Below are 23,439 nucleotides of genomic sequence, written 5' to 3'. Positions count from 1 at the left end.
GTTGGAATCGCATATCGGAGCCGATTGGAAAACGCATGAAAAAACAAGTCTGCAGATCGCCCATGCTGGCCTTGCTGGCCGCCCTGAGCTGCACCGCCTTTGCCGCCGAAGCGCCTCAGCGACTGGACAAGCAGGGCGAGCAGGCCTACCGGCTGCAACAGCCGCTGCAAGACTTCTACGACACCGCTTTCGTCTGGAGCGACGCTGGACGCGCCGAACCCAGCTTGCTGGACATGGACGAGCTGGCCCGGCGACTCGCTGGCTATGACGTGATCTTCTTCGGTGAGAGCCATCGCCATCCGGGCATTCATCTGCAGCAGCAGCGCCTGTTGCGTGCCCTGCATGCCCGGCATCCGGCCATGATTGTTTCGCTGGAGCAATTCGAGCGCGATGTGCAGCCAGTGCTGGATGGCTACCTGGCTGGCAAGCTGGGCGAGAACGCCTTGGTGGACGACGGCCGCGCCTGGGACAACTACCGCCCCTCCTACCGGCCGCTGGTGCAGTTCGCCAAGGAGCGCGGCCTGCCGGTGATAGCGGCTGAAGCACCAACCTGGGCGATCTCCTGCATCGGCCAGCAAGGCCTGGCGGTACTGGAGCGCTTCACGCCCGAAGAGCGCAGCTGGGTGGCTCGCGAGCTCGACACAGGCCCGGGCGCCTACCGCGACAAGTACATGAAGTTCCAGTCCGGCGCGGCCACTCATGGCGGCGGCGCTGCGATGTCAGAGGCAGCCAAGGCGCGTGCCGAGCGCAGCTTCGCGGCCCAGGTGGCGCGCGACGAAACCATGGCCGAAGCAATTGCCGAGGCTTTGCAGAAGAAGCCTGGCGCCAAGGTGCTGCACCTGAACGGCAACTTCCATTCCGCTGCCTTCCTGGGCACGGCCGAGCGGCTGCAGCGGCGCCTGCCCCAGCTGAAGATCGCCGTGATCGACCCGGTCGAGGTGACGGACCCCAAGCTGCCGTCCTTTGCCGGTGCGGCGCTGAAGGAGGGCACCGTGCTGCAGCTGGTCTATCCGAATCCGGAGTCTTTCGCACCGGGCGAGGACCAGAGCGCCTGGGTGCGCAAGGTCATGGCCAAACGGACGGCCAATGCCTGCAAGTACGCACCGGCATCCGCACCAGCTGCGGCGCCGAAGTCTTAAGCCGGCTTCCAGCGCTTCAACAAGAGCGCGTTGCTCACCACGCAAACGCTGGACAGCGCCATCGCACCACCGGCGATCACCGGATTCAGGAGGCCGAAGGCGGCCAACGGAATCCCGACCACGTTGTAGGCAAAGGCCCAGAACAGGTTCTGGTGGATCTTGCGGACGGTGGCGCGCGAGAGCGCAATCGCCTGGGGCACCAGGGCCGGGTCACCGCGCATCAGGGTGATGCCAGCCACCTGCATGGCCACGTCGGTGCCGGTGGCCATGGCCATGCCTACGTCTGCGGCAGCAAGGGCGGGCGCGTCGTTGATGCCGTCGCCGACCATCGCGACCCGGCGCGAGCCGCCGGCCTTCAGCTCAGCCACGATGCGCGCCTTGTCTTCGGGCAGCACCTCGGCGCGCACTTCCTGCAGGCCGAGCTGCGCTGCCACCGCCTCTGCTGCGGCCTGGTTGTCGCCGCTGAGCATGACGGTGTGGACGCCTTGCGATTTCAGATGGGCAAGCGCCGCCGCCGCACCGGGCTTGAGCGTGTCGGCAAAGGCCAGGCGGGCGAGCAACCGGGCTTGCGGTGAAGTTGTCGCCAGCCACGAGTGCGTGGCGCCGTCAGCCGGGGCGGCATCGAGCGTCAGCCCCAGCTCCGCCATGTAGCGGGCGCTGCCCAGATGCAGGGTCAGGTCTTGCTCAGGCAGGTCGGCGGCCACGCCACGGCCCGGCACGGCGCGCAGGTTTCGCGTGGCAGGCAAGGCCTGTCCCTGGGCCGCATCCAGCACCGCACGGGCCAGCGGATGCTCGCTGCCAGCCTGCAGCGCCGCGGCCCAGCGCAGCAGTTGTTCCCGGTCTTCGCCAGCCACCGGCTCCAGGGCGAGGAGCGCCGGATGGCCGACCGTCAAGGTGCCGGTCTTGTCGAAAGCCACGGTGTCCAGATGCGCTGCCAGTTCAAGAGCCTCGGCGTCCTTGATCAGGATGCCATGCCGCGCTGCCACGCCGGTGCCGGCCATGATTGCGGTGGGCGTGGCCAGGCCCAGCGCACAGGGGCAGGCGATCACCAGCACGGCCACGGCATTGAGCAGGGCCTGCTGCCAGTCGCCCGTGGCCAGGCCCCAGCCGACGAGCGCCAGCAAGGCCAGCGCAATCACTACCGGCACGAAGATGGCGCTGACCCGGTCCACCAGGCGCTGGATCGGGGCCTTGGCGGCCTGCGCCGATTCCACGAGGCGCACGATGCGAGAGAGCGTCGATTCGGCGCCGAGCGCGGTGGTGCGCAGCAAGAGCTGACCCTCGCCATTGATCGCGCCGCCCACCACGCGGCTCTGCGCATGCTTGGCCACCGGCAAGCTCTCGCCGGTGATCAGCGACTCATCGACCTGGCTGTCGCCCTCCAGCACCAGGCCATCGACCGGGATGCGCTCACCGGGCCGCACCAGCACTTCATCGCCAAGGCGCAGCTTGCTGATCGGCAGCGTCTGCTCCTGGCCATCGCGCAGCACGCGCGCGGTTTCCGGGCGCAGGCTCTTCAGCGCGCGAATCGCCTCGGTGGTCTGGCGCTTGGCGCGGGCTTCCAGCCATTTGCCCAGGAGCACCAGGGTGATGACGACGGCGGCCGATTCGAAGTACAGGCTGTGATGCTCGCCGCCGAGCAGCAGGTAGAGGCTGAGGCCAAAGGCCGCGCTGGTGCCGAGTGCGACCAGCAGGTCCATATTGCCGCTGCCGGCGCGCAGCGCGGACCAGCCGGCCTTGTAGAAGCGGGCGCCCAGCCAGAACTGCACCGGCGTGGCCAGGGCGAGTTGCCACCAGCCGTCGATCATCCAGTGCACGCCCGCCAGCATGCCCAGCATCGGCAGTACGAGGGGTGCGCTCAGCAGCGCGGCTATCAGGACCGGCCAGCCGCTTGCCTGCCAATCCTGCTTGCGTACCACCGAGTCTTCATCGAGCCGCGCCTGGTAGCCGGCCTTGCTCACCGCCGCCAGCAACTGCGGTAGCGCCACGTCGGCCTGGGCCTGGACCGTGGCGGTTTCGGTGGCCAGATTGATGCTCGCGGCCTCGACGCCGGGCAGCTTCAACAAGGCACGCTCGACCCGGCCGACGCAGGAGGCGCATGTCATCCCCTCTATCGCCAGGGTCCATTGCTTCGGGTCAAGGCTGCTCATGGCGATCAGGATAAGCTGCGACTGATAGACCTGTCTTGAGGAGTGACAAATGGAATCGACCGTCGAGCAATTCAAGCTGCCGGACATGAGCTGTGGTCATTGCGTGGCCGCCATCACCGAGGCGCTGGGCGAGTTGGATGCGCAAGCGCGGTTGACGTTCGACCGCGAGGCCCGCGGCCTGCAGGTGCAGGGCAGCAGCAAGAGCCGCGCCGAGCTCGCGGCGGCGCTTGCCGAGGCAGGGTATCCGCCTGCGCCGGCCTGACACCGATCAGTGCAGCTTGCGCTTGTCGCCCTCGAACTGCTTGGGGCGGAACACGTTGTCGTCCCAGTCCCCTTCGGGCAGCGGATTGCTGGCCTTGACGCGGCGGATCAGCGAATCGGTTTCGGCGCGGGCCCGTCGAGCTTCGCGACGGCGGCCACGGAAATCAAGCAGCTTGTGCGCGCGGTCGCGCATCTCGCGCAGCCAGGCATCGAACCGTGCACGCCGCACCGGGCCCAGCATCATGTGCAGGGCCATCAGCAGGCAGACGATGAGGCCGAGGGCGGCGACTGGCTTGGGCAGCATGGTCGAGGTTAGGGGTTGACGGCCAAGTGTCGCGCATATGCGCGCAACCCGCACAGGGGATTTACGAGGTCTTTCTACAATGCGCCCTGCCCTGAACCGGGGCGGAAGGTAGGAGACTGACTTGAAGACACGGAAACTGGTGGCCAACAGCTGCCTGGCAATTGCCCTGTCGGCCGCGCTGATCGGCGCCTCGCTGACCCATGCTGCCCCGGTGGCGGCACCCAACCTGACGCTGGAGCAAGTCTTCCGCGCCGAGTCGTACCGCGGCGAAGCCGCGCGCGACGCTGGCTTCAGTCACAGTGGCCGCTACCTGGCCTATGCCTGGGCCCCCTACCGTGAACCCGGTGGCGACCTGCATGTATTCGACAACAAAACCGGCAAGACCTTTCGTTTGACCTCGCCGGCCCTGATGGCCGCCTACGACGCGCCCGAGGATCTTGAGCGTTTCGAGAAGAAGCTGAAGCAGCGCAACAGCGAAAACGCCGAGCGCCAGGCCCGTGAAGAAGCCTATGCCGCCTATCTGCGTGGCGAGAAGGTGGACCTGGAGCAATGGGAAAAGGCGGCAATCGAGGAATTGAAGAAGGAATTCGCCGAGAAGAAGGCCAAGGACGAAGCCCAGAAGGCGGCGGACAAGGCTGAGGCCGACGCCGAGAAGCGCGCCATGGCGGCGCTGGCCGCCAAGCGCGCCGGCAAGCCCGCGCCTGCCGAGGCGCCTGCCTCCGCTGCAAGCGCGCCTGCTGCCGCCGCTGCCAAGGCCATCGAGAAGGAATCCTGGGAATGGCGCGACGAGCTGAAGAAGAAGCTTGCCAAGAACAAGCTCAAGGCCGGCGACCTCTATCCCGGCGTGCGCCAGATCGTCTGGGCCAATGAGAAGGACGAGCTGATCTTCCAGTACCGCGGTGCCTTGTTCCGCTGGGTGGCCGGGTCCGAGCGTATCCAGCCGCTGCTGGGCACGCAGCGCAATCTGCGCATCGTGGCCTACACGCCGGATGACCAGGGCTTTGTCTACATGGACGAAGGCCGCGTCCTGCGCTCGCGTTTCGCCTCGGGTGGCGTGCAAGTGCTGAACCGTGAGCTGATCCATCCGGACGACGCCGACAAGAAGTACAAGATCGCGAACACCGTGATCAGCGAAGACGGCCGCTGGATGGCTCTGACTGCGCTGGCACCGCTGGGCGAAGAGGGCAAGCCTGCGCCGAAGCCGGGCCGCCAGGTGGAGATCATGAATTACGGCGAGCGCTTCGCCGCCGCCAAGAAGGTGGACCGCGAAGTGTCGGACGACAAGCGCATGGTGCAGGCCGCGGCGCTCTACATCCGCCCCGTGCCGCAAGGCGATGCTGCCCCTTCCAAGCAGCCCGCACCGGTGTTCACGCATCCGGGTGGCGATGTCTGGTTCGAGATGAGCCCTGTGGCCTGGAGCAAGGACGGCAAGCGCTATGCGTTCGCCACCTGGGAGCGCGAGAAGGAACTGCTGAAGGTCTACCTGGGCTCGGCCAGCGAAACGGCCAAGCCCGAAGTGGTGATCGAGCGCCGCGGCGACGTGGGCCACGAAGTGGTCAGCGTCATCAGCCCGCGCTTCACGCCCGATGGCCAGACTCTGGTCGTGGCCATGGACGAAGCCGGCTGGCGCCAGCCCTATGGCTGGAACATCGCCAAGCGCGAACTCAAGGCCCTCGTGAAGGGCGACTTCGAAGCCCACCAGGTGCTGGGCTTCACGCCTGACAGCAAGAGCATGCTGGTGCTGTCCAACAAGGACGACCTGGCGGCGATGAACGTCTACAAGGTCAACCTGGCCGACGGCAGCATGCAGGCCCTGGGCACCGCACCCGACTACCACCGCAACGCGGTCGCTTCCTACGACGGCACGCAGGTCGCCGCCATGGCCGGCAACTGGGCCCAGCGCCCGGAGCTGAAGCTGCTGAAGGTCGGCGCAGCGCCCAAGGTGCTGACCGACAGCCATGACGCCGCCTGGTCCAAGGTGGATGTGATGCGCCCCGAGCGCTTCAGCTTCAAGAACCGCCATGGCGACACCCTGCATGCCTACTGGTTCAAGCCCGCCGGCTGGCAGGCCAGCGACAAGCGCCCGGCCGTGGTCTACGTCTACGGCGGCCCCTTGAACGACCGCCACACGGTCGAGACCGACAGCTTCCAGCCTACCGGCTACATGTTCGGCATGTACATGGCGGCCAAGCATGGCTACGTGACGGTGGCTGTCGACACCCGCGGCCACTCGAACTACGGCCGCCGCTTCTCGGGCGCCAACTTCGAGCAGGTCGGCCTGCCGCAGGCGGAAGACCTGGAAGACCTGCACAAGTACATCGCAGCCAATCTCGGCGTGGATGGCGCCCGCATCGGCCTGAACGGCTGGAGCTTCGGTGGCTTCCAGACTCAGTACACGCTGTACAGCAAGCCCGATCTGTATGCCGCCGGCATTGCCGGTGCCGGCCCGACCGAATGGGAGAACTACAACAGCTGGTACAGCGGCCGCACGATCGGCAAGGTGGATCGCACGAAGCCCAATCTGCGCAAGTATTCGCTGCTGCCGATGGCCAAGCACCTGAAGAAGCCGCTGATGCTGGTGCACGGCATGCAGGACCCGAACGTGCTGTACCAGGACACGGTCAACGTCTACCGCGAGCTGCTCGTGACGGGCAAGGAATCGCTGGTCGAGCTCTTCCTCGATCCGGACGGCGAGCACGGCATGGGCGGCGCGGTCAAGCCGGCCGGCTGGCACCGCAAGTACGAGCGCTTCTGGCTCGACCATCTGGGCGCTGTGAAGTGATGAAAGAAGAAAGCCCGGCACATGCCGGGCTTTTTTTGCCTGCCGATCCGGGCCGGCGGCTAGCGGCACTTAGCTGCCGCTCGTTTTTGCGCCTTGGTCGGTCGAAGATCAGGCCAGCAGCGGGCGCCCCTTCGCTCATGTCCCCCGGCCTTCGGCCTCCTCCTTTACTTCGCTGCGGGGCACCCACTGCCGTCCTGATCCGCACCACCGTGGCCTGCGCCGGGTGGCAGGCGCAGGTTCGGCCGAGGGCGTCGGGTGAGGGTTTGGGCGAGGTAAAGGAGGAGGATCGGGCGAAGCCCGGTCCGGGGGACAGGAGCACAAGCCCTCACCCGATGGCCTCGGCAGCGCGAACGAGCTTCAACGCGAACGGCTGCTACGTGCCGCAAGCCGCCCTGCAATCAAGCCTGCCGCCGCATCCTCAGAATCGTCCAGCTGTTGGTGGCCAGCAGCGTCAGCTCCAGCAGGGAGCCGCCGATGGAGCCGACCAGCAGGTTGTTGGCGACCCAAAGGCCCGTGCCGACCAGCATCAGGAGTCGCATCTGCAGCCCTCGCAGGAAGAACAGTGCGCTGGTGCCGATGATGGAGGCCGTGATTGGCAGGAGTGAAGCCCAGCCCTGGAACAGCCACAGGCCCAGGCCCGCTGACAGGCCGATGAAGATGAGCGCCACCCCAGCCGAGCGGCTCTTGATCGAGGCCAGCGAGCGGCCCAGCGACACCAGCGTGGAAGCCACGGCCGTGGGTTCGCCCAGGAGCCAGAAATGCAAGGCATAAGCCGCGCATTCGCCGGCCATGAAGAGCTTGAAGCGCAGGTCGTCCTTCTGCGCGAAGCAGGCCAGGCCCAGCGCGAATGCAAGATAGCCTAGCAACTGGGCCGGGCTCAGCCAGTCGGCCATCTTGTCGCTGGGGGATCAGGCCGCGTTCAGGCGGGATAGCGGCGCGCGAACAGCTCCGGCACTGACTCGGCCACAGAGCGGCTCAAGGCGTCGCGCACGGTCGGGTCGCCCAGCTCCTCGCGCTCTTCGTCACTGAGCTGCGACTCGTCGCCGCCCAGCTGGGCAATCGGCTCCAGGAGCACACCTGCTTCGGCGTCGTCGAAAAGCGGCGCCCAGGCTTGCGGGTTCATGTCCACGGCAGTCAAGAAGCCGATGCTCCATTCCTCGGCGTCGATCATTTCGGCATCGCCCTTCTCGGCGACGCTGAAGATCGGTTCCCAGCGGTCGGGCGCCTCGCGCAATTGGCAGGCGATCGAATGCAGGTGGCGCAGCGTCAGCAGCACGACGCGCTTCTTCTGCTTGCCGCTCTTGAACGGTGCAGGGTCTTCAGCGCCATCGCCGCCCCAGATCGCGGGAAGCCAGGCGGCGCCGGGCAGCTCCTCGATGGCTTGGGGGCTCAGCAGCAGGGCGGTCAGGTAACCGTCCAGGCCTTCGATATTCATCGCGGCGTCGGTCGGCAGCTCCATCAGGAGGCCGTCCAGCGCCTCGAGCTCGGCATCGGTGAGGGGCAGGCGGTCGGCCTGCTGCGGGCGGTATTGGGGATATTCCATGGGGGGCTTTTCAACCAGGTCGGCCGTGCCGGCTCTTGGGTTTCGTGGCGTCGAACTGCAGCAGCTGGCTCTTCAGCAAGGCCATCAGCACGCGGGCATTGGCCTCGGTCATGATCAGCATGGAACTGGGCTCGATGCCCTCGACCGGCGCCCTGGGCGTGATCAGGGCATCCATCTTGAGCATGACCTGGCCGTGGGGGGAGTTCGAGGCAGCCTTGAACTTCTGGATTTCGACGTTGTGAATCTTCATAAGGCCTCTATTAGAACTGGTAGCCGAGCTGGGCCCGCAATTGCGCCCTGGGCGACTCCTTGTTGAGCCCCAAAAGCAGGCCCGCGTCCCAGCGCAGGCTGCCGCCGGCATAAGGCATGTGGCCGAAAAGCGCCGGGCCCAGCACATGCTCCTGCAGCCCGAAACGATGCGGGTTGGAGACCGGGCCGGTTTCGCCCAGCGCCTGCACGCCCCATTCCCAGCCTGGGGCCAGCAAGGTCTTGATCTGGGCCTGGTACTGCAGCTCGGCCGGCAGGTAGCGGCCAGGCCTGAGCCATTTGTAGATGAAGACGTTGACGTTCAGGTCGAAGCCGTCACCGGCGTACTGGAACATCGGGCCTATCGACCAGGTCCAGCCCGAGTTGGCAAAGTCGGGCTTCCAGATGCTGGTGTAGAGCGCCCAGTCGCTGCGCGCGCTGCTGCCGAGCGCGAACTGGTTGGTCAGGTACCAGCCGTTGTAGGACATGGCACGCCCGTTGTCGCGATTCCAGCTGACCCAGGCTTCGGTGTACCAGTTCGACGTTGGCGCGATGCCCACGGCCAGCGACTGGCCGCTGCTGCTGATCTCGCGCTTGTCGGCAGCACCCCAGCCCAGGCGAACCAAGGGGCGGCTGCTGCCGAAGTAGGGCGTGACCACGTAGTCGTAGGCATCGGCGGCTGCCGAGCCTGCAGCGGCTGTCAGCAACAGAGTGACGAGCAATCGCCTCATCGCTGCGCCTCGTCCGGACTCAGGGCCATGCGGGCATTCATCGCTGCCTCCTTCATGATCAAAGACTGCTCATACGCAGCGCCCGGTCGGGCGGGATCAGCTGACTTTAGTCCTTCTTTGCGGCGCCGCGCAGCCGGCCGACGAGGTTCACGCCGGCCAGTACCAGCGCACCTGCGAGCACGCCCACCAGGCCGTCACCGAGCAGGCCGCCCAGCCAGCCTGCCGGGCCCATGGCTGCCTGAAGGGATTCGATCGCATGGTGCAGCGCCGGCACGCCATGGGTCAGGATGCCACCGCCGACCAGGAACATGGCCGCCGTGCCGGCGATCGACAGGAACTTCATCAGCCAGGGCGCTGCCACCAGCAGGCCGCGGCCCAGGCTTTGCTTCCAGGCCGCAGACTTGCGGCTCAGCCACAGGCCAAGGTCGTCGATCTTCACGATGCCTGCCACCAGGCCGTAGACGCCGATCGTCATCACCACGGCAATGCCTGTGAGCACCAGCACCTGCGTGGTGAAGGAGGCCGTGGCCACCGTGCCCAGCGTGATCGCGATGATCTCGGCCGACAGGATGAAGTCGGTGCGGATCGCGCCTTTGATCTTGTCCTTCTCGAAGGCCGCCAGGTCGACCTTGGGGTTGAGCAGTGCTGCAGTCAGCGCGTCGTGCTCGGCCTTCTCTTCGGCCTCGCTGTGCAGGAACTTGTGGGCCAGCTTCTCGAAGCCCTCGAAGCACAGATAGGCGCCGCCCACCATCAGCAGCGGCGTCACCGCCCATGGCGCCCAGGCGCTGATGGCCAGCGCGGCGGGCACGAGGATGGCCTTGTTGAGCATCGAGCCCTTGCCGACAGCCCAGACCACGGGCAGCTCGCGATCTGCGGCAACGCCGGTGACCTGCTGCGCGTTCAGCGCCAGGTCGTCGCCCAGTACGCCGGTGGTTTTCTGGGCCGCGACCTTGCTCAGCAGGGCCACGTCGTCGAGCGTGGTGGCGATGTCGTCTAGAAGTGCGAGCAGGCTGGAGGCCATGCGGAATCCTTGGAAACGGGTGGTGACAAATGCGTCGAGGCGAGTTTGTACCCGATCCCAGGCCTTGTGCCTGCGGGGGTCAAGCCTTGCCTTTTGCCCTGGGCTCGCCTAATTTGCCTTATGGCACGTCCCACACGCATCGAATTCGCTGGCGCTGTCTACCACGTCTGTTCGCGCAGCGAAGCCGGCGAAGCGGTGTTCGTGGACGATATCGACCGCCAGGCGCTGCTGACCGTGCTCGGCCAGGCGATGCAGCGCTTCGATGCGCAGGTGCTGGCCTTCTGCCTGATGCCCGACCAATTCAACCTGCTGCTGTTCACCCGTCAGGCGAACCTATCGCGCCTGATGCGCCACATCAACGGCGTCTACACCCAGGGCTACAACCGCCGGCACGGCACAAGCGGCCATCTGTTCCAGGGGCGCTTCAAGGCGGTGCTGGTGGACCGGGAGGCCTTGCTGCTCGATGCCTGCCGCTATGTGGAACTGAACCCGCAGCGGGTGGGCCTGGTGCGCAGCGCAGCCGATTGGCCCTGGTCCAGTTGCCGCGCCCACCTGGGTCTGGCCGAACCGCCGGCCTGGCTGGATGTGGACGGCCTGCACAGCCACTTGCTGGAGCGGCCGGCCCTGAGCAGCGCCGACCACCGGCGCGCAGCCGAGCGCTATGCCAGGCTGCTGGCCGCCGACCCCAACCTGGACCTCTGGCAAGGCCACTTGCGCCAGCAGATCTTTCTTGGCGACGCCAAGTTCGCTGAGCGCATGCAGGCGATGACGCGCCAGCGTCGCCGCGGCGCCGAGCTGCCGCGTTCCGGCCGCCAGCGCAGCTTTGCGCAGTGGCTGGGCGATTGCGGCTCGCGCGAGCAGGCGCTCTACCGCGCGCACACCGAGGGCGGCATCTCCATGACGGCGCTGGCTGGCGAGCTGGGCCTGTCGGTCTCGCGGATCAGCCGGCTGATCAAAGGTGTCGAGCGCGGTGCCGGATGAGCAAACGCTGGCTCTCCATCGCCGTCATCGCCTTGATGCTGGGCGGCCTTGCTCGGGCCGCGGAGCCGTATTCGGGCCCGCTGTTCGACGCCCATCTGCACTTCAATGTCGAGGCTTCGGAGGGCGAGCACCCGTTGCCGGATGTGCTCGCTCGCTTGAAGAGGGCTGGCGTGCACGCTGTGCTGGCCAACAGCCGGCCGAATGCCGGCACGCACGAGCTGGCCGCCAGTGCCGCGCTGCGCGAGGCGGGCATCACGGTCGTGCCCTTTGTGCGGCTCTACCGAAACCGGGCCGACTACACCGGCTGGTTTGCCGACGCGAGCATTCACCAGATGGTGCTGGAGGAGCTCACGCGCGGCACCGCCAGCGGACCATTTCGCGGCCTGGGCGAGTTCCATCTCTATGAAAGCGCCAATGCAGACGGGCCAGTCGCCCGCTCGCTGATGAAGCTCAGCGTCGAGCGGGGCCTCTGGGTGCTGGCCCATGTGGACGATGACGCGATAGACAAGCTGATGGCCCACGCGCCGCAGGCCCGCCTCATCTGGGCCCATACCGGCATTGGCGGCACCCCGGTCAAGCGGGTGCGCGAGCTGCTGGCGCGCTATCCGCAGTTGATGGGCGAGCTGTCTTACAGGCCCGGCCTTACCGTGGGCGAAGGCCGGCTCAGTGCCGAATGGCGAGAGCTGCTCAGCCAGCACAGCGAGCGCTTCCTGATCGGCTCCGACACCTGGACACCTTCGCGCTGGCCGCAGTACGAAGGCCTGATGCAGGAAGCCCGCCGCTGGCTGGCCGACCTGCCGCCCCTTGCCGCCCAGCGCATTGCCTGGGGCAATGGCCAGCGTATGTTCGCTCTGCCCGAGCCCTGAGGACGCGGGTGACGGTCCCGGGGATGTCCCCACAGCCTGTGGACAAGATCGTGGGCAAGCTGCCCACAGCGCAGCCAAGTCCTTGATCCTTCAAGCAGATTCTTGCCGTGCCCAAAAATGCGGCAGCGCTGGCGATTCATCGCCCAGGCTGTCGAATCGTCGGGCGGCATTCGCCCTCGGCCCATGCGCTTCCTAGCATTCGTCCCATCCCAAACCCAACCGAGGAGACGACGATGCAAACGACAGCAATGAAGATGAAGAAGGCGGTGCTGACCCTGCTGGCCGCTGCGGCATGCGCGGCCATCGCAGGTTCCGCCCTGGCGCAGCAGATCGAGCTGAAGCCCGGCCGCGAGGTGCTGGAAGGCGAACCGGTCAGCCTGGCGGTGAGCCAGCTCAAGCCGGGCAGCGAGGTCCGCCTGCGCACGCTGCGGGTCGTGCGAAGCCCTTACATGGGCGCCCAGGTCTTTCGCGCCGAAGCTACTCTTGTGGCCGATGCCAATGGCCGCATCGATACCGCCAGCCAGGCACCGCGCAGCGGAAGCTACAGCGGTGCGGACAGCCGCGGCCTGTTCTGGGCGATGAAGCCGGCGCGCGTCGATGAAGCCTTGGCCAGGCAGCTGCGTGAGGCGCCTGCAGGCGAGGTCCTGATACAGGCCATCAGCGTTGCGGCCGATGGTGCCGAGTCCGTGTTGACCGAGCAGCGCCTGCTGCTGCGCCCGGTCGTCGAAGGCCTGCAGCGCCGTTCGGTCGAAGGCATGGCCGGTGCGCAACTGGTACTGCCCGCCAAGGCAGGGGCCAGGCTGCCGGTGGTCATCGTGCTGGGGGGCTCGGAAGGCGGCGCCGGCATGGCCGGCGGCATTGCCAACGATCTCGCCTCACGAGGATTTGCCGCGCTCTCCCTGCCCTACTACTCGCCGGGCCGCTGGGGTGCGACCGGCCCGCAGCCGCCGGAACTGCCGGAGCTGCCGCGCAGCTTTGCGATGATCGAGCTGAGCCGCCTGGAGCAGGCGCGAGACTGGCTGCAGAAACAGGCCGAGGTCGATGGCTCGCGCATCGCGGTCTACGGTGTCTCCAAGGGCTCCGAGTTCGCCTTGTCGGCAGCTGCACGCATGCCGTGGCTGCGTAGCGTTGTCGCCGTGGTACCCACCGACGTGGTCTGGGAAGGCTGGGATTCGTCCAACAGCTCGGCGGCCAACCAACCGTCTTTCGCCTGGAAGGGTCAGGCCTTGCCCTTCGTGCCGTACCAGGACTTTCAGAAGGAGTTCGCCGGCTTCGCCACGGGCGCGCCGGTGATCGTGCGGCGCCCGCAGGACAAGGGCCGTGCTGCCAACCCCGAACGTGCCGTCGCGGCGCGCATCCCGGTCGAGCAGTACGCCGGCCCGGTCCTGCTGATTGCCGGCACCGACGACCAGATGTGGGACTCCGGCGGCATGGCCCGCGCCATCGCGGCCAAGCGCTCAGAGAAGGGCTTGCCGACCGAGGCCCTGGTCTATGAGGGTGCCGGCCACGCCATCGTCGGCAGCGGCTATGCGCCGACCACGATGCACAACGCCGGCCCGATGAAGATGGGCGGCTCGCCCGAGGCCGATGCCCGCGCCCAGGGCGATGCCTGGCCGCGCATGATCGCTTTTCTCAAGCGCACGCTGGCGCTCTGAAGCGCAATTTCACTGCTTCTCGGCGAGGGCCTTGAGGTTGGCGAGGCCGCCCTCGAAGTCCTTGCCGATCATGCCGTCCATGAACAGGGCGAACCAGCGCATCAAGGGGTTCTTGCCCATGTCGCCCTCCATGCTCCAGGTGACCTGGGTCGTCTCGCCTTGCGGCTCGAAGCGGAACTCGCCGGTGGACGTGGATTCGAAGTCGGGGAAGAAAAGGTCGTAGCCCACGCGCTTGGGCGGCTCGGCGGTGGTGAAGCTCATCCGGCCATCGCCTTCGCTCTTGCTCTTCCAGGCCCAGACCGCGCCAGGGCCAGATTCGGGGCCGCTGTACTCGATCGTCATGGCCGGGTCGCGCTGGTTCCAGACGCTCCATTGCTTCCACATGCGCGGATTGGCCACCAGCGCATAGACCTTGTCCGGTGCGGCCTTGATGCTGACCGTGCGCTGGACCTTGTACTTGGACGAGATCAGCATGCCGCCAACCAGCAGCACGGCCGCGAGGGCCAGCACCATCAGGCCAAGGATCTTGAGAGCTTTCATGAGCATTGCTCCTTTGCATCTGGGTGGCCGGCAGCTTCGCGCCAGGGTCTCTTCATCGCAATGCGAACAGACCCTAGACTTCGCCTCATGCTGTCAATCGAACAACAAGCTCAGTTTCGTGAGCAGGGCTATCTGGTACTGCCCGGTTTCAAGTCGGTCGCCGCGATTGCCGCCGTGCGCGAACGCGCCGGCCAGATCGTCGAGGCCTTCGACCCCAGCGAGAACCGCCCGGTCTTCACGACCCAGGAGCAGGACCGCAAGGTCGACGACTACTTCCTTGATTCAGCCACCGAGGTGCGCTGCTTCTTCGAGGAGGAGGCGCATGACGAGCAAGGCCGCCTGCGCGTGCCCAAGCATCTCGCGATCAACAAGATCGGCCATGCATTGCACGACCTCGACCCGGTGTTCGAGCAGTTCTCGCACGGGCCTGAACTGGCCGCCGTGGCGCGCGACCTCGGGCTTACCCAGCCGCAGGTCTGGCAGTCGATGTACATCTTCAAGCAGCCCGGCATTGGCGGCGAGGTGCGCTGGCACCAGGACGCCTCGTTCTTCGACAGCGATCCGATCACGGTGACCACGTTCTGGTTCGCCCTGGAAGAAGCCACGCGCGAGAACGGCTGCCTGTGGGTGGAGCCGGGCGGCCACCGCGGGCCCTTGCGTGAGCGCTTTGTGCGCGAAGGCCGGCAGGTGAAGATGGAAACGCTGGATACGACGCCTTGGCCGGGGCCGGACTATGGCGCGGTGCCGCTGGAGGCTGCGGCGGGCACGCTGGTGCTGTTCCATGGCCTGCTGCCGCACTACAGCGCGCCGAACCGCTCGTCAGTTTCGCGGCATGCGTACACGTTGCACGTGACCGATGCGGCCAGTGCCTACTCGCCGCGCAACTGGTTGCAGCGGGGCGATGAATTGCCTGTGCGCGGCTTTACTTAGCCTTCTTGGTCGGCCGTGCCCACCCGGCGATCCCAACCTGCTTGCCGCGAGCCACTGCCAGCTCGCCCGCACCCACGGGCTTGGTGATCGTCGAACCGCCGCCAATGGTGGCGCCAGCGCCGATCTCGACGGGGGCCACGAGCACGCAGTTGGAGCCCACATGCACATCGGCGCCGATCACCGTGCGGTGCTTGTTGGCGCCGTCGTAGTTGGCAGTGATGGAGCCGGCGCCGTAGTTGACGCGCTCGCCCACGGTGGCGTCGCCCAGATAAGCCAGGTGATTGGCCTTGGCGCCCTTGGCCAGGGTCGAGTTCTTCACTTCGACGAAGTTGCCGATGTGGACCTCGTCGCCGAGATCTGCGCCCGGGCGCAGGCGGGCGAAGGGGCCGATCAGGGCGCCAGCGCCGACCTTGGCGCCACCGGCCTTCTCGCCGTCGATGTGGGTGAATTCATGGATGCGCGCGCCGGCGGCAATCGTGGCGTTGCGGATCACGCAGTAGGCGCCGATCTTGACGTTGTCGCCCAGCGTGACCTGGCCTTCGAACACGCAGCCGACGTCGATCTCGACATCCGAACCCACCGTGAGCTCGCCGCGCAGGTCAAAGCGCGCCGGGTCGGCCAGGCGGGTGCCATGGCCTTCCATCAGCGCTTCGGCCTGCTGACGCTGGAAGCGGCGCTCCAGGTCGGAAAGCTGCAAGGGGCTGTTGACGCCCAGCACCTCGGTTTCGTTCGGCGCGGCGATGCCGGCGACCGGCAGGCCCTCGGCCACGGCCATGGCGACGATGTCGGTCAGGTAGTACTCGCCCTGGGCGTTGTCGTTCGAAAGAAGCCCCAGCCAGCGCTTCAGCGCGGCGGTGGGCGCGGCCATCATGCCGGTGTAGCCCTCGCGGATCTGGCGCTGCTCAGGTGTCGCGTCCTTGTGCTCCACGATGGCGCGCACGCCACCGGAGCCGTCTCGGACGATGCGGCCATAGCCGCTCGGGTCGGCCAGCTCGATCGTGAGCAGAGCGAGCTGCTTGCCGCCCTGGCAGGCCTCGACCAGCTTGGCTGCGGTCTCGGTGCGGATCAGCGGCACATCGCCGTTGAGGATCAGGGTGACGGCGGCTTCATCGTCCAGTGCCGGTACGGCTTGCTGTACGGCGTGGCCGGTGCCAAGTTGGGGCATCTGGCGCACGAAGCGCAGCGCCGGTGCCGCCACCGCGGCTTCGACGGCTTCAGCGCCATGGCCGGTGATGACGATGCGGCGTGCCTCGCCCAGGCCCACGCTGGTCTGCAAGACATGCTGCAGCAGCGAGCGGCCAGCCAGCTTGTGCAGGACCTTGGGCAGGGCGGACTTCATCCGCGTGCCCTTGCCTGCGGCCATGATGACAATGTTGAGCGAAGACGACGACATGCGCGGCGATTCCTGTTGGAGGAAAAGCCGCGATTATCACGGCATGCCGCGCCGACAAGGTGCGCGAACGCTGCGCGCGCCTTGTTGGATCAGCGCTGGATCGTCACCGAAACAGGGTGCGGCTTCTCATTGGCTTTCGGGAAGTCTGTCAGCGCCGCCTGGAACATCGCGCCGAAGACCTTGTCGTCGCCGACCGAGAGGCCGTCGCTCTGGGCCCGGGCCTCGTAGACCGCCTGGCCGGTGGCACGTTCGCGCACCAGCAGGGCGACTTCGCGCTCATAGCTGCGGTCGCGCAAGGTAAAGGGGCCATAGAACATGCGGCTCGGCGGGCCGTAGCGCCAGTTCATGCGCCAGTGGCGCCACAGCGGGTCGTCCCAGGGTGAGTATTCGGTCAGCGTCGAGCGGGCACCGACAGCGACCAGGAACTCGGCATTCTTGGGATCGGCGGCCGCCGTGAAACCGGCCTTCTCGAGTGCGGCCCGGGCGGCGGCTTCCAGGGCATCGCGCTCCGTCGAGCCCTTCTGCGAGGGCATGCGCTCGATGGCATAGCTGCCGGCCTTGCGGTCGGCCGGCCATTCGCCATAGGTGGCCACATCGCTGGTCAGGGTGTACACGCCGCTGCAGCCGGTGGCGGCGAGGACCGTGGCGCCCAGCAGGGCGGCCAGGGCTAGACGTCGTTGGATTTTCATCGTGGCCTCCAAGTCATTGTGTGAGGCCATTGTGAACGCTCCGGGCTGCCCTTTTGTTTACCAATGTTTCAGGCGACGTCTCTTTGCAGGCTGATCACGCCCATCGCCGGTGCCGGCGTACCGCAGGCCTCGTCTTCGTCAAAGGCGATGTCGCCGCCTTCCATCGGCGTGCCGGTGGCCTTGATGGTCGTGAACGGATAGAGATTGCGGTCCATCATGTGCGAGCTGACGATATTGCCCATGGCGGTGAACATGTTCTCGATGCGGCCAGGGAAGCGCTTGTCCCAGTCGTTCAGCATGGCCTTGACCTGCACGCGCTGCAGGTTCTCCTGGCTGCCGCAGAGGTTGCACGGAATGATGGGGAACTCGCGATGCTCGGCCCAGCGCACCAGGTCGGGCTCGCGCACATAGGCCAGCGGCCGGATGATGACGTTCTTGCCGTCGTCGCTGACCAGCTTCGGGGGCATGCCCTTCATGCGGCTGCCGAAGAACATGTTCAGCATCAGCGTGGTGACGATGTCGTCGCGGTGGTGGCCCAGGGCGATCTTGGTCGCGCCCAGTTCGCCGGCCACGCGGTACAGGATGCCGCGGCGCAGGCGCGAGCACAGGCTGCAGGTGGTCTTGCCCTCGGGGATGAGGCGCTTGACGATGGAGTAGGTGTCCTGCGTCTCGATATGGAAATCGACGCCGCGCGACTTCAGATAGGCGGGCAGCACTTCATCCGGGAAGCCGGGCTGCTTCTGGTCGAGGTTGACGGCCACGATGTCGAACTTGATCGGCGCGCGCTGCTTCAGGTTGATCAGGATGTCCAGCAGCGAGTAGCTGTCCTTGCCGCCCGAGACGCAGACCATGACCTTGTCGCCGTCTTCGATCATGTTGAAGTCGGTGATGGCCTGGCCCACCTGGCGGTGAAGGCGCTTGGACAGCTTGTTGATTTCGTGCGCAGCTTTTTTTTCTGCGGCCAAGGCTTCGGCGGCCACCGCATCAACGGGGCTCAGGAGTTCGGTCGTCGTCATAGCGTGTTCACCATTGGCCACATTCGGCCGAAATTGCGACTTGGCAGTCGGGGAAGATTTCGAGTTTGCACACCTTGATGCGCACGCCCACCACGCCGTGCAGCTTCATCAGCCTTGTGCAGAGCTTGCCCAGCAAGGCTTCCAGCAGGTCGGTGTGTTCGGCGGTGCACTCGTCGATGATGATCTGGCGCACGCGGCGGTAGTCCAGCACATGGCCGATGTCGGCATCGCGCGAAACGATGGTCTGGGCACCGAGGTTCACTTCGGCGTCCACCTGGATCGGCTGCGGGCCTTCGCGCTCGAAGTCCAGCACGCCCAGGTTGGCGCCGAAGCGCAGGCCGGTGATGTGGATCACCTGGCGGTTGTTGCGGCGCAGCGCCAGCGGCGGCTGGCTCTCGGCCAGCGGGCGCAGGAAGTTCTCGACCTGCTTGGCTGCCACCACGCCATCGCCCAGTGCCGTCTGCACGCTCGGGTGCTGGCGGCCGCTGGTGTCACCCGCCACAAAGAGGCCCAGCGCGGCAAAGCGTGGTTCGTCGCGGAAGGGGTGGGAAGGGGCGGTGACGCCGGCACGCTGCAAGGCGTCAGACACCTGCAGCCAGGCGCTGGCTTCGGGCTCGTAGCCCAGGAGCACGGCCACATGGTCGAAAAGCTCGTCGCCGAATTGCTTCGAGCGAACCAGCAGCTTGTCGCCTTCGATCTCCACCGTTGCCGGCATCGGGTTGGCTGGGCGGCGCTCGATGCCGGCGTCGTTGTCGAGCTGCTGGATCAGATGGGTTTGCGCCCGCCAGTCGCTGCGCGACCAGATGGTCACCTGGTGGCCCCGGGCGCTGAGGTACAGGGCGTTCTCGACCGCGTTGTCGCCGCCGCCCAGCAAGAGCGTGCGGCCGGGTCTCAGTGATTCTCGGCGTTCGGTCAGTTCCAGTGAATCCAGCACATTCGGGCTGCGGGGCCGCTGCGGGTAGAGCGGCTCGGGCCGGCGCGGCTGCAGGCCGGTGGCCAGCAAGAGGCTGCGGGCCTTGAGCGACTCGCCGCCGGCCAGGAAAAGCGTCCAGCCTTCGCTGGCATGCCAGTCCAGATGATCGAGCCGGGCATTCAATCCGGTGTGGATCTGCGCCAGCTTCTCCACGTGGGCGGCATAGCTTTCGCCCAGGGCGGCCAGCGTCTCGCCGGGGTGGCCCAGCAGCCAGTCCTGCGGATAGCGCAAGGTCGAGAGGCTGCCGCAGAGCCGGCCGCTGCGCTCCAGGAGGGCGGTGGACAGGCCCAGCTGCGCCAACCAGACCGCCGCGCTGCAGCCGGCCGGACCGCCACCAATGACGGCGCAATCCACGGTGGGGGGCAGGGTGTCGGGCATGGGGCGAAGGTCGTGGGGGGCAGAGGAAAACCCTGAATTATCCCAGGCTGGGCGGGATTTGCCCTCTGGGACAATGCAGGACGCGTGAGGGACGCCGCAAATATGGCGACGCGCAGGGGCGGAGCGGCTGGCTTGCAGCACCGCAATGAATAGACGAGGAGTTTCAATGCTGAAGAAGAATTTGGGTGGGCGTCCGGGCTGGGCCCACGCCGTCATGGCGGGTTTTGCACTGTCGCTGGCTGCGCTCGCCGAAGGGGCGCTGGCTCAGACGGCCGGCGCGCAGCCGTTGCCCGTTGCTGCCTACATGGCGCCAGCGGATTTCGCGCAAGTAACGATTTCGCCCAACGGCCGCTACTTGGCTGCCTTGTCGCCGCTCAAGGGCAAGCGCAACCTGGTGGTGCTGGATCTTGAAACCATGAAGTCGCGAGCCGTAACGGTTTTCTCGAACTTCGACGTCGTCAACTACAACTGGGTGGGCTCGGAGTTCCTGCTCTTCAGCCTGGGTACGCTTGATACCCCAACTGGTGCCGACTATGGCGATGGTGGCGGTTTGTTTGCCGTGCGCGCTGACGGCACGGGCTTCCGTAAACTGGTGGCGACAGTAGGCGAACAGCGCGGTGAAGGTGCCATGGTCTACCGCAGCATGTCGTACCGCAGCTCGGTGCCTGGCTCGAGCACCGAGATCTTTGCCAGTGGCAATCTTCGGACCGACCGTGAGGACGTTTTTCGGGTCAACCTGGTGACGGGCGAGCGCAAAGTCCTGACGGCCGAGAAGCCCGGACTGGTCGTGCAGTGGGTGCTGGACCGGGAGGGCGCCGTGCGTGCGGCCGTGCTGCACAACAAGGAAGACGCGACCGAGGCGGAACTGGTCCGCACCGTGCTGATTCGCGACACCGCCGACAGCCCCTGGCGCGAAGTCGCACGTTTCACCGATGAAGACAAGCACCGCCGCTGGGCGCTGGTGAGCTTTGCTCCCGACAATCGCAACCTGATCGTGCGCAGTACGGTCGGTCGGGCCACGTCGGCGCTGTTTCTGTACGACATCGAAAAGAAGGCCCTGGGCGAGATGCTGATGGGCCATCCGCGCTACGACTCCAGCGAGGCGCAATGGCTGCGGGACGCCAATTCGCGCGAGATAGTTGGTGTGGCCATCGATGCGGATCGGCGTCAGGTCAGTTATTTCGATCCGGACTACGCTGCCATTCACGCGGCAATGCAGAAGGTATTCCCAGATCAGGTCGTGTCCTTGCAGCGCACCAGCGCTGGTCGCACCCTGGTCACGGCCTTCAGCGACCGCAAGCCGCACACCTACCAGCTGTATGACGAGACGGCCAAGACCCTGAAGCCGCTGCTGCGCTCACGCCGCGATCTCAATGAGCAAAGCTTGGTCGAAATGCGGCCCTTCCTGCTGAAGACGCGAGACGGCCTTGAGATCCCGTCCTACTACTTCCTGCCCGCCGACTATCAGCCTGGCCAGAAGTTGCCGACCATCGTCCACGTGCATGGCGGTCCTCATGTGCGTGCCGATACCTGGGGTCCGATGTCGGGCGGTGGCGTTCGCGAGGCGCAGTTGTTTGCCTCGCGCGGCTACGCAGTGATCCTGCCCAACCACCGCATCACGCCCGGATTCGGGGGCAAGATCTTCGAGGCCGGCTGGGGCCAGGTCGGCCGCAAGATGTCCGACGATCATGAGGATGCAGCACGCTGGGGCGTGGCTCAGGGCTTTGTTGACCCGGCTCGCATCTGCATTACTGGCGGCAGCTATGGCGGCTATGCGTCGCTGTGGGCCACGATACGGTCTGCCGATGTGTTCAAGTGTTCCGCGGCGGGTTTCTCGATTGGCGACATGGAGCGCCAGCAGAAATCGACGCAGACCGACTACACCGCCAGCCGCTCCGGCGTGGCTCAGTGGAAGCGCCTGCTTGGCGTGAAGGGCGACGATTGGGCGCCAGCTCGCGAAGTCTCACCAGCGCTGCACGCAGAACGCTCCAGCATTCCGCTGTTCATCTATGCCGGAGCCTCTGACCGCCGCACGCCGCTGGAACAGACCGAGCTGATGATCGATGCGCTAAAGAAGGCCGGCAAGCCGCCTGAGCTCGTGATGATCAAAGCCGACGAAGCTCATGGCTACGGCAAGCTGGAGAACAACATCGAGCTCTACGAGGCGAAGCTGAAGTTCTTCGACAAGCACATCGGCCCCGGCAGCCGCAGCGGCTCAGTGACGGCTTCGCCGCCAGTACCGCAGCAGCCGCCAGCCCAGCAGTAAGGCCAGCACGGCGCCGTAGATCGCCGGCTCGCCGAACAGCTGCTTGCCGGCGCGCATCCAGATGAAGTGGCCCAACGCGATCAAGGAGATCGCGTAGGCCACCTTGTGCAAGACCTGCCAGCGCTTGGCGCCGAGGGCCTTGATCGCGCGGTTGAAGCTCGTGGCCGCCAGCGGCACGAGCAGCAGCCAGGCGCTGAAGCCCATCAGGATGAAGGGGCGCTTGGCGATGTCCTTGGCGATGTCGGCCATCTCCAGCCCCATGTCCAGCCAGGCATAGCAGAGCAGGTGGATGCAGGCATAGGCAAACGTCGTCACGCCCACCATGCGTCTGAAGCGCGCCAGTGCCGGCTGCTTGATCAGCTCGCGCAGCGGCGTGATGGCCAGCGTCAGCCACAGCAGGCGCATCGTCCAGTCGCCGGTGCCGCGTATCAGGGCCTCGGCCGGGTTGGGCCCCAGGCCATCGTTGAAAGCGCCCCAGGTCAGCCGGGCCAGCGGCAGCAGGAGAACGACAAGCAGCAGCGGCTTGGCTGCGGGATGCAGCCAGGAAGATCGGCGCTGCACCGTCATCAATAGTTCTTCTTCAGGTCCAGGCCGGCGTAGAGCTGGCCCACCTGCGGCTCATAGCCATTGAACATCAGCGTCGGGCGCTTCTTGGCGAAGAGGCCGTCTTCGCCGATGCGGCGCTCGGTGGCCTGGCTCCAGCGCGGATGATCGACCAGCGGGTTCACGTTCGAATAGAAGCCGTATTCCTGGCGGGCTGCCTTGGTCCAGCTGCTGGTGGGCTGCTTCTCCACCAGGCGGATCTTGATGATGGACTTGGCCGACTTGAAGCCGTATTTCCAGGGCACGACGAGGCGCAGGGGCGCACCGTTCTGCTTGGGCAGCACCTCGCCATACATGCCGAAGGCGAGCAGCGTGAGCGGGTGCATCGCCTCGTCGATGCGCAGGCCTTCGACATAAGGCCAATCGAGCGCACCGTTGCTGAGTTCGGGCATTTGGCTCTTGTCGGCCAGCGTGGTGAATTCGACGAACTTGGCGCGGGAGTTCGGCTCCACCTTCCTGATCAGCTCGGCCATCGAGTAGCCGATCCACGGAATCACCATCGACCAGCCTTCCACGCAGCGCAGCCGGTAGATGCGCTCTTCCATCGGACTGAGCTTCAAGAGCGCTTCGAGGTCGAAGCGCCCGGGCTTGGCGCATTCGCCTTCGACGAGCACGCTCCAGGGCGAGGTCTTCAGCGTGTGGGCATTGCGCGCGGGTTCGGACTTGTCGGTGCCGAACTCGTAGTAGTTGTTGTAGCGCGTGGCGTCTTCCATGCGCGTGGGCTTGTCCAGCACCATCGCGCCGGGCACGGCACTCTTGATGGCGGCCAGCTTGGCGCCAGCCTGCGCTTGCGCCAGATTGGGCAGCAAGGTTGCAGCAGCGCCCAGTGCCAGCAGCTCGCGCCGGCTCGCGTAGAGCGAGCGCGGCGTGACTTCGGATTCAGGCAGTCGGCCCAGGCCGCGGTCGGGAAGGAAGTGCATGGCAGGTCAGCTCATTTGTTGATCTGACCCATCTGTCGGGCCAGAGACGCAA

General features: G+C 66.3%; 22 protein-coding genes and 1 pseudogene. 8 read left to right on the top strand and 15 right to left on the bottom strand.

All coding sequences use genetic code 11. The features are described 5' to 3' along the window. Positions 1-62: 62 nt before the first annotated feature. Positions 63-1,139 carry a ChaN family lipoprotein gene (locus V3596_RS18200; RefSeq protein WP_334279223.1) on the top strand — a complete coding sequence of 359 codons (1,077 nt, stop codon included), beginning with the start codon at positions 63-65 and terminating at the stop codon, positions 1,137-1,139. Here the strand turns inward: V3596_RS18200 and V3596_RS18195 are convergent. Continuing rightward, a complete protein-coding gene (locus V3596_RS18195) occupies positions 1,136-3,289 on the bottom strand; it encodes a heavy metal translocating P-type ATPase (RefSeq protein ID WP_334279222.1) in 2,154 nt (717 codons plus the stop codon). The genes V3596_RS18200 and V3596_RS18195 overlap by 4 nt on opposite strands. Positions 3,290-3,338: 49 nt before the next feature. Between V3596_RS18195 and V3596_RS18190 the strand changes: the two genes are divergently transcribed. Then, entirely contained in the window at positions 3,339-3,551 is a 213-nt protein-coding gene (locus V3596_RS18190; RefSeq protein ID WP_334279221.1) for a heavy-metal-associated domain-containing protein, read from the top strand. Between the two features lie 6 nt (positions 3,552-3,557). Here V3596_RS18190 and V3596_RS18185 read toward each other — a convergent pair whose 3' ends face one another. Further along, entirely contained in the window at positions 3,558-3,854 is a 297-nt protein-coding gene (locus tag V3596_RS18185; RefSeq protein WP_334279220.1) for a hypothetical protein, read from the bottom strand. Positions 3,855-3,975: 121 nt separating this feature from the next. Between V3596_RS18185 and V3596_RS18180 the strand changes: the two genes are divergently transcribed. Next, the gene (locus tag V3596_RS18180) at positions 3,976-6,636 is read left to right on the top strand and encodes a S9 family peptidase (RefSeq protein WP_334279219.1); all 2,661 of its coding nucleotides are present in this window, start codon (positions 3,976-3,978) and stop codon (positions 6,634-6,636) included. 398 nt (positions 6,637-7,034) lie between these two features. On the opposite strand, the gene V3596_RS18175 is transcribed toward V3596_RS18180, so the two are convergent. The 5 genes from V3596_RS18175 to V3596_RS18155 form a co-directional block, all read right to left on the bottom strand. Next, positions 7,035-7,529 (bottom strand): YgjV family protein, encoded by a 495-nt coding sequence (locus V3596_RS18175; protein ID WP_334279218.1) that lies wholly within the window; start codon positions 7,527-7,529, stop codon positions 7,035-7,037. Between the two features lie 26 nt (positions 7,530-7,555). Then, complete coding sequence (locus V3596_RS18170; protein ID WP_334279217.1) at positions 7,556-8,179, bottom strand: UPF0149 family protein; 624 nt, start codon at positions 8,177-8,179, stop codon at positions 7,556-7,558. Positions 8,180-8,189: 10 nt separating this feature from the next. Then, entirely contained in the window at positions 8,190-8,429 is a 240-nt protein-coding gene (locus tag V3596_RS18165) for a hypothetical protein (RefSeq protein ID WP_334279216.1), read from the bottom strand. A 10-nt stretch (positions 8,430-8,439) separates the two neighbouring features. Further along, positions 8,440-9,156: a hypothetical protein gene (locus V3596_RS18160; RefSeq protein WP_334279215.1), complete on the bottom strand. Its 717-nt coding sequence runs from the start codon at positions 9,154-9,156 to the stop codon at positions 8,440-8,442. Between the two features lie 106 nt (positions 9,157-9,262). Continuing rightward, positions 9,263-10,177, bottom strand: a complete 915-nt coding sequence (locus V3596_RS18155) for a DUF808 domain-containing protein (RefSeq protein ID WP_334279214.1) — start codon at positions 10,175-10,177, stop codon at positions 9,263-9,265. A gap of 120 nt (positions 10,178-10,297) precedes the next feature. On the opposite strand from V3596_RS18155, the gene V3596_RS18150 reads away from it, so the two are divergent. The 3 genes from V3596_RS18150 (at position 10,298) to V3596_RS18140 (ending at position 13,679) form a co-directional block, all read left to right on the top strand. Beyond that, positions 10,298-11,158: a transposase gene (locus tag V3596_RS18150; RefSeq protein WP_334279213.1), complete on the top strand. Its 861-nt coding sequence runs from the start codon at positions 10,298-10,300 to the stop codon at positions 11,156-11,158. After that, positions 11,155-12,024 (top strand): amidohydrolase, encoded by an 870-nt coding sequence (locus V3596_RS18145; RefSeq protein ID WP_334279212.1) that lies wholly within the window; start codon positions 11,155-11,157, stop codon positions 12,022-12,024. Before V3596_RS18150 ends, V3596_RS18145 begins: the two co-directional genes overlap by 4 nt. Positions 12,025-12,257: 233 nt before the next feature. Next, positions 12,258-13,679 carry an acyl-CoA thioesterase/bile acid-CoA:amino acid N-acyltransferase family protein gene (locus V3596_RS18140; RefSeq protein WP_334279211.1) on the top strand — a complete coding sequence of 474 codons (1,422 nt, stop codon included), beginning with the start codon at positions 12,258-12,260 and terminating at the stop codon, positions 13,677-13,679. 9 nt (positions 13,680-13,688) lie between these two features. Here the strand turns inward: V3596_RS18140 and V3596_RS18135 are convergent, their stop codons facing one another. Beyond that, positions 13,689-14,219, bottom strand: a complete 531-nt coding sequence (locus V3596_RS18135; protein WP_334279210.1) for an SRPBCC family protein — start codon at positions 14,217-14,219, stop codon at positions 13,689-13,691. Positions 14,220-14,306: 87 nt separating this feature from the next. Here V3596_RS18135 and V3596_RS18130 point away from each other — a divergent pair, with 87 nt between their 5' ends. Next, positions 14,307-15,149, top strand: a complete 843-nt coding sequence (locus tag V3596_RS18130; protein ID WP_334279209.1) for a phytanoyl-CoA dioxygenase family protein — start codon at positions 14,307-14,309, stop codon at positions 15,147-15,149. Here V3596_RS18130 and glmU read toward each other — a convergent pair. The 5 genes and pseudogenes from glmU to V3596_RS18105 form a co-directional block, all read right to left on the bottom strand. Beyond that, positions 15,142-16,542: a bifunctional UDP-N-acetylglucosamine diphosphorylase/glucosamine-1-phosphate N-acetyltransferase GlmU gene (gene glmU / locus V3596_RS18125; protein ID WP_334279208.1), complete on the bottom strand. Its 1,401-nt coding sequence runs from the start codon at positions 16,540-16,542 to the stop codon at positions 15,142-15,144. The genes V3596_RS18130 and glmU overlap by 8 nt on opposite strands. 89 nt (positions 16,543-16,631) lie before the next feature. Continuing rightward, positions 16,632-17,231 carry a DUF4136 domain-containing protein gene (locus V3596_RS18120; RefSeq protein WP_334279207.1) on the bottom strand — a complete coding sequence of 200 codons (600 nt, stop codon included), beginning with the start codon at positions 17,229-17,231 and terminating at the stop codon, positions 16,632-16,634. 68 nt (positions 17,232-17,299) lie between these two features. After that, positions 17,300-18,247, bottom strand: a complete 948-nt coding sequence (gene ttcA / locus V3596_RS18115; protein ID WP_334279206.1) for a tRNA 2-thiocytidine(32) synthetase TtcA — start codon at positions 18,245-18,247, stop codon at positions 17,300-17,302. Between the two features lie 7 nt (positions 18,248-18,254). Beyond that, positions 18,255-18,623 carry a dihydroneopterin aldolase gene (locus V3596_RS18110; RefSeq protein ID WP_334279342.1) on the bottom strand — a complete coding sequence of 123 codons (369 nt, stop codon included), beginning with the start codon at positions 18,621-18,623 and terminating at the stop codon, positions 18,255-18,257. Positions 18,624-18,704: 81 nt separating this feature from the next. Further along, positions 18,705-19,598: pseudogene (locus V3596_RS18105) on the bottom strand (NAD(P)/FAD-dependent oxidoreductase); the annotation flags it as partial. Positions 19,599-19,764: 166 nt separating this feature from the next. Here V3596_RS18105 and V3596_RS18100 point away from each other — a divergent pair. Then, a complete protein-coding gene (locus tag V3596_RS18100; RefSeq protein ID WP_334279205.1) occupies positions 19,765-21,864 on the top strand; it encodes an alpha/beta hydrolase family protein in 2,100 nt (699 codons plus the stop codon). On the opposite strand, the gene V3596_RS18095 is transcribed toward V3596_RS18100, so the two are convergent. Both V3596_RS18095 and msrP read right to left on the bottom strand, forming a co-directional pair. Continuing rightward, a complete protein-coding gene (locus V3596_RS18095) occupies positions 21,814-22,431 on the bottom strand; it encodes a protein-methionine-sulfoxide reductase heme-binding subunit MsrQ (RefSeq protein ID WP_334279204.1) in 618 nt (205 codons plus the stop codon). The two genes, V3596_RS18100 and V3596_RS18095, sit on opposite strands and share 51 nt — an antisense overlap. After that, on the bottom strand, positions 22,431-23,387 hold the full coding sequence (gene msrP / locus V3596_RS18090; protein WP_334279203.1) for a protein-methionine-sulfoxide reductase catalytic subunit MsrP: 957 nt from the start codon (positions 23,385-23,387) through the stop codon (positions 22,431-22,433). The genes V3596_RS18095 and msrP overlap by 1 nt, the downstream gene beginning before the upstream one ends. Between the last annotated feature and the right edge of the window lie 52 nt (positions 23,388-23,439).

Origin of the sequence: Roseateles microcysteis (genome assembly GCF_036880965.1) — a bacterium.
Taxonomy (GTDB): domain Bacteria; phylum Pseudomonadota; class Gammaproteobacteria; order Burkholderiales; family Burkholderiaceae_C; genus JAUASW01.
This window is presented reverse-complemented; position numbering and strand designations above follow the sequence as displayed.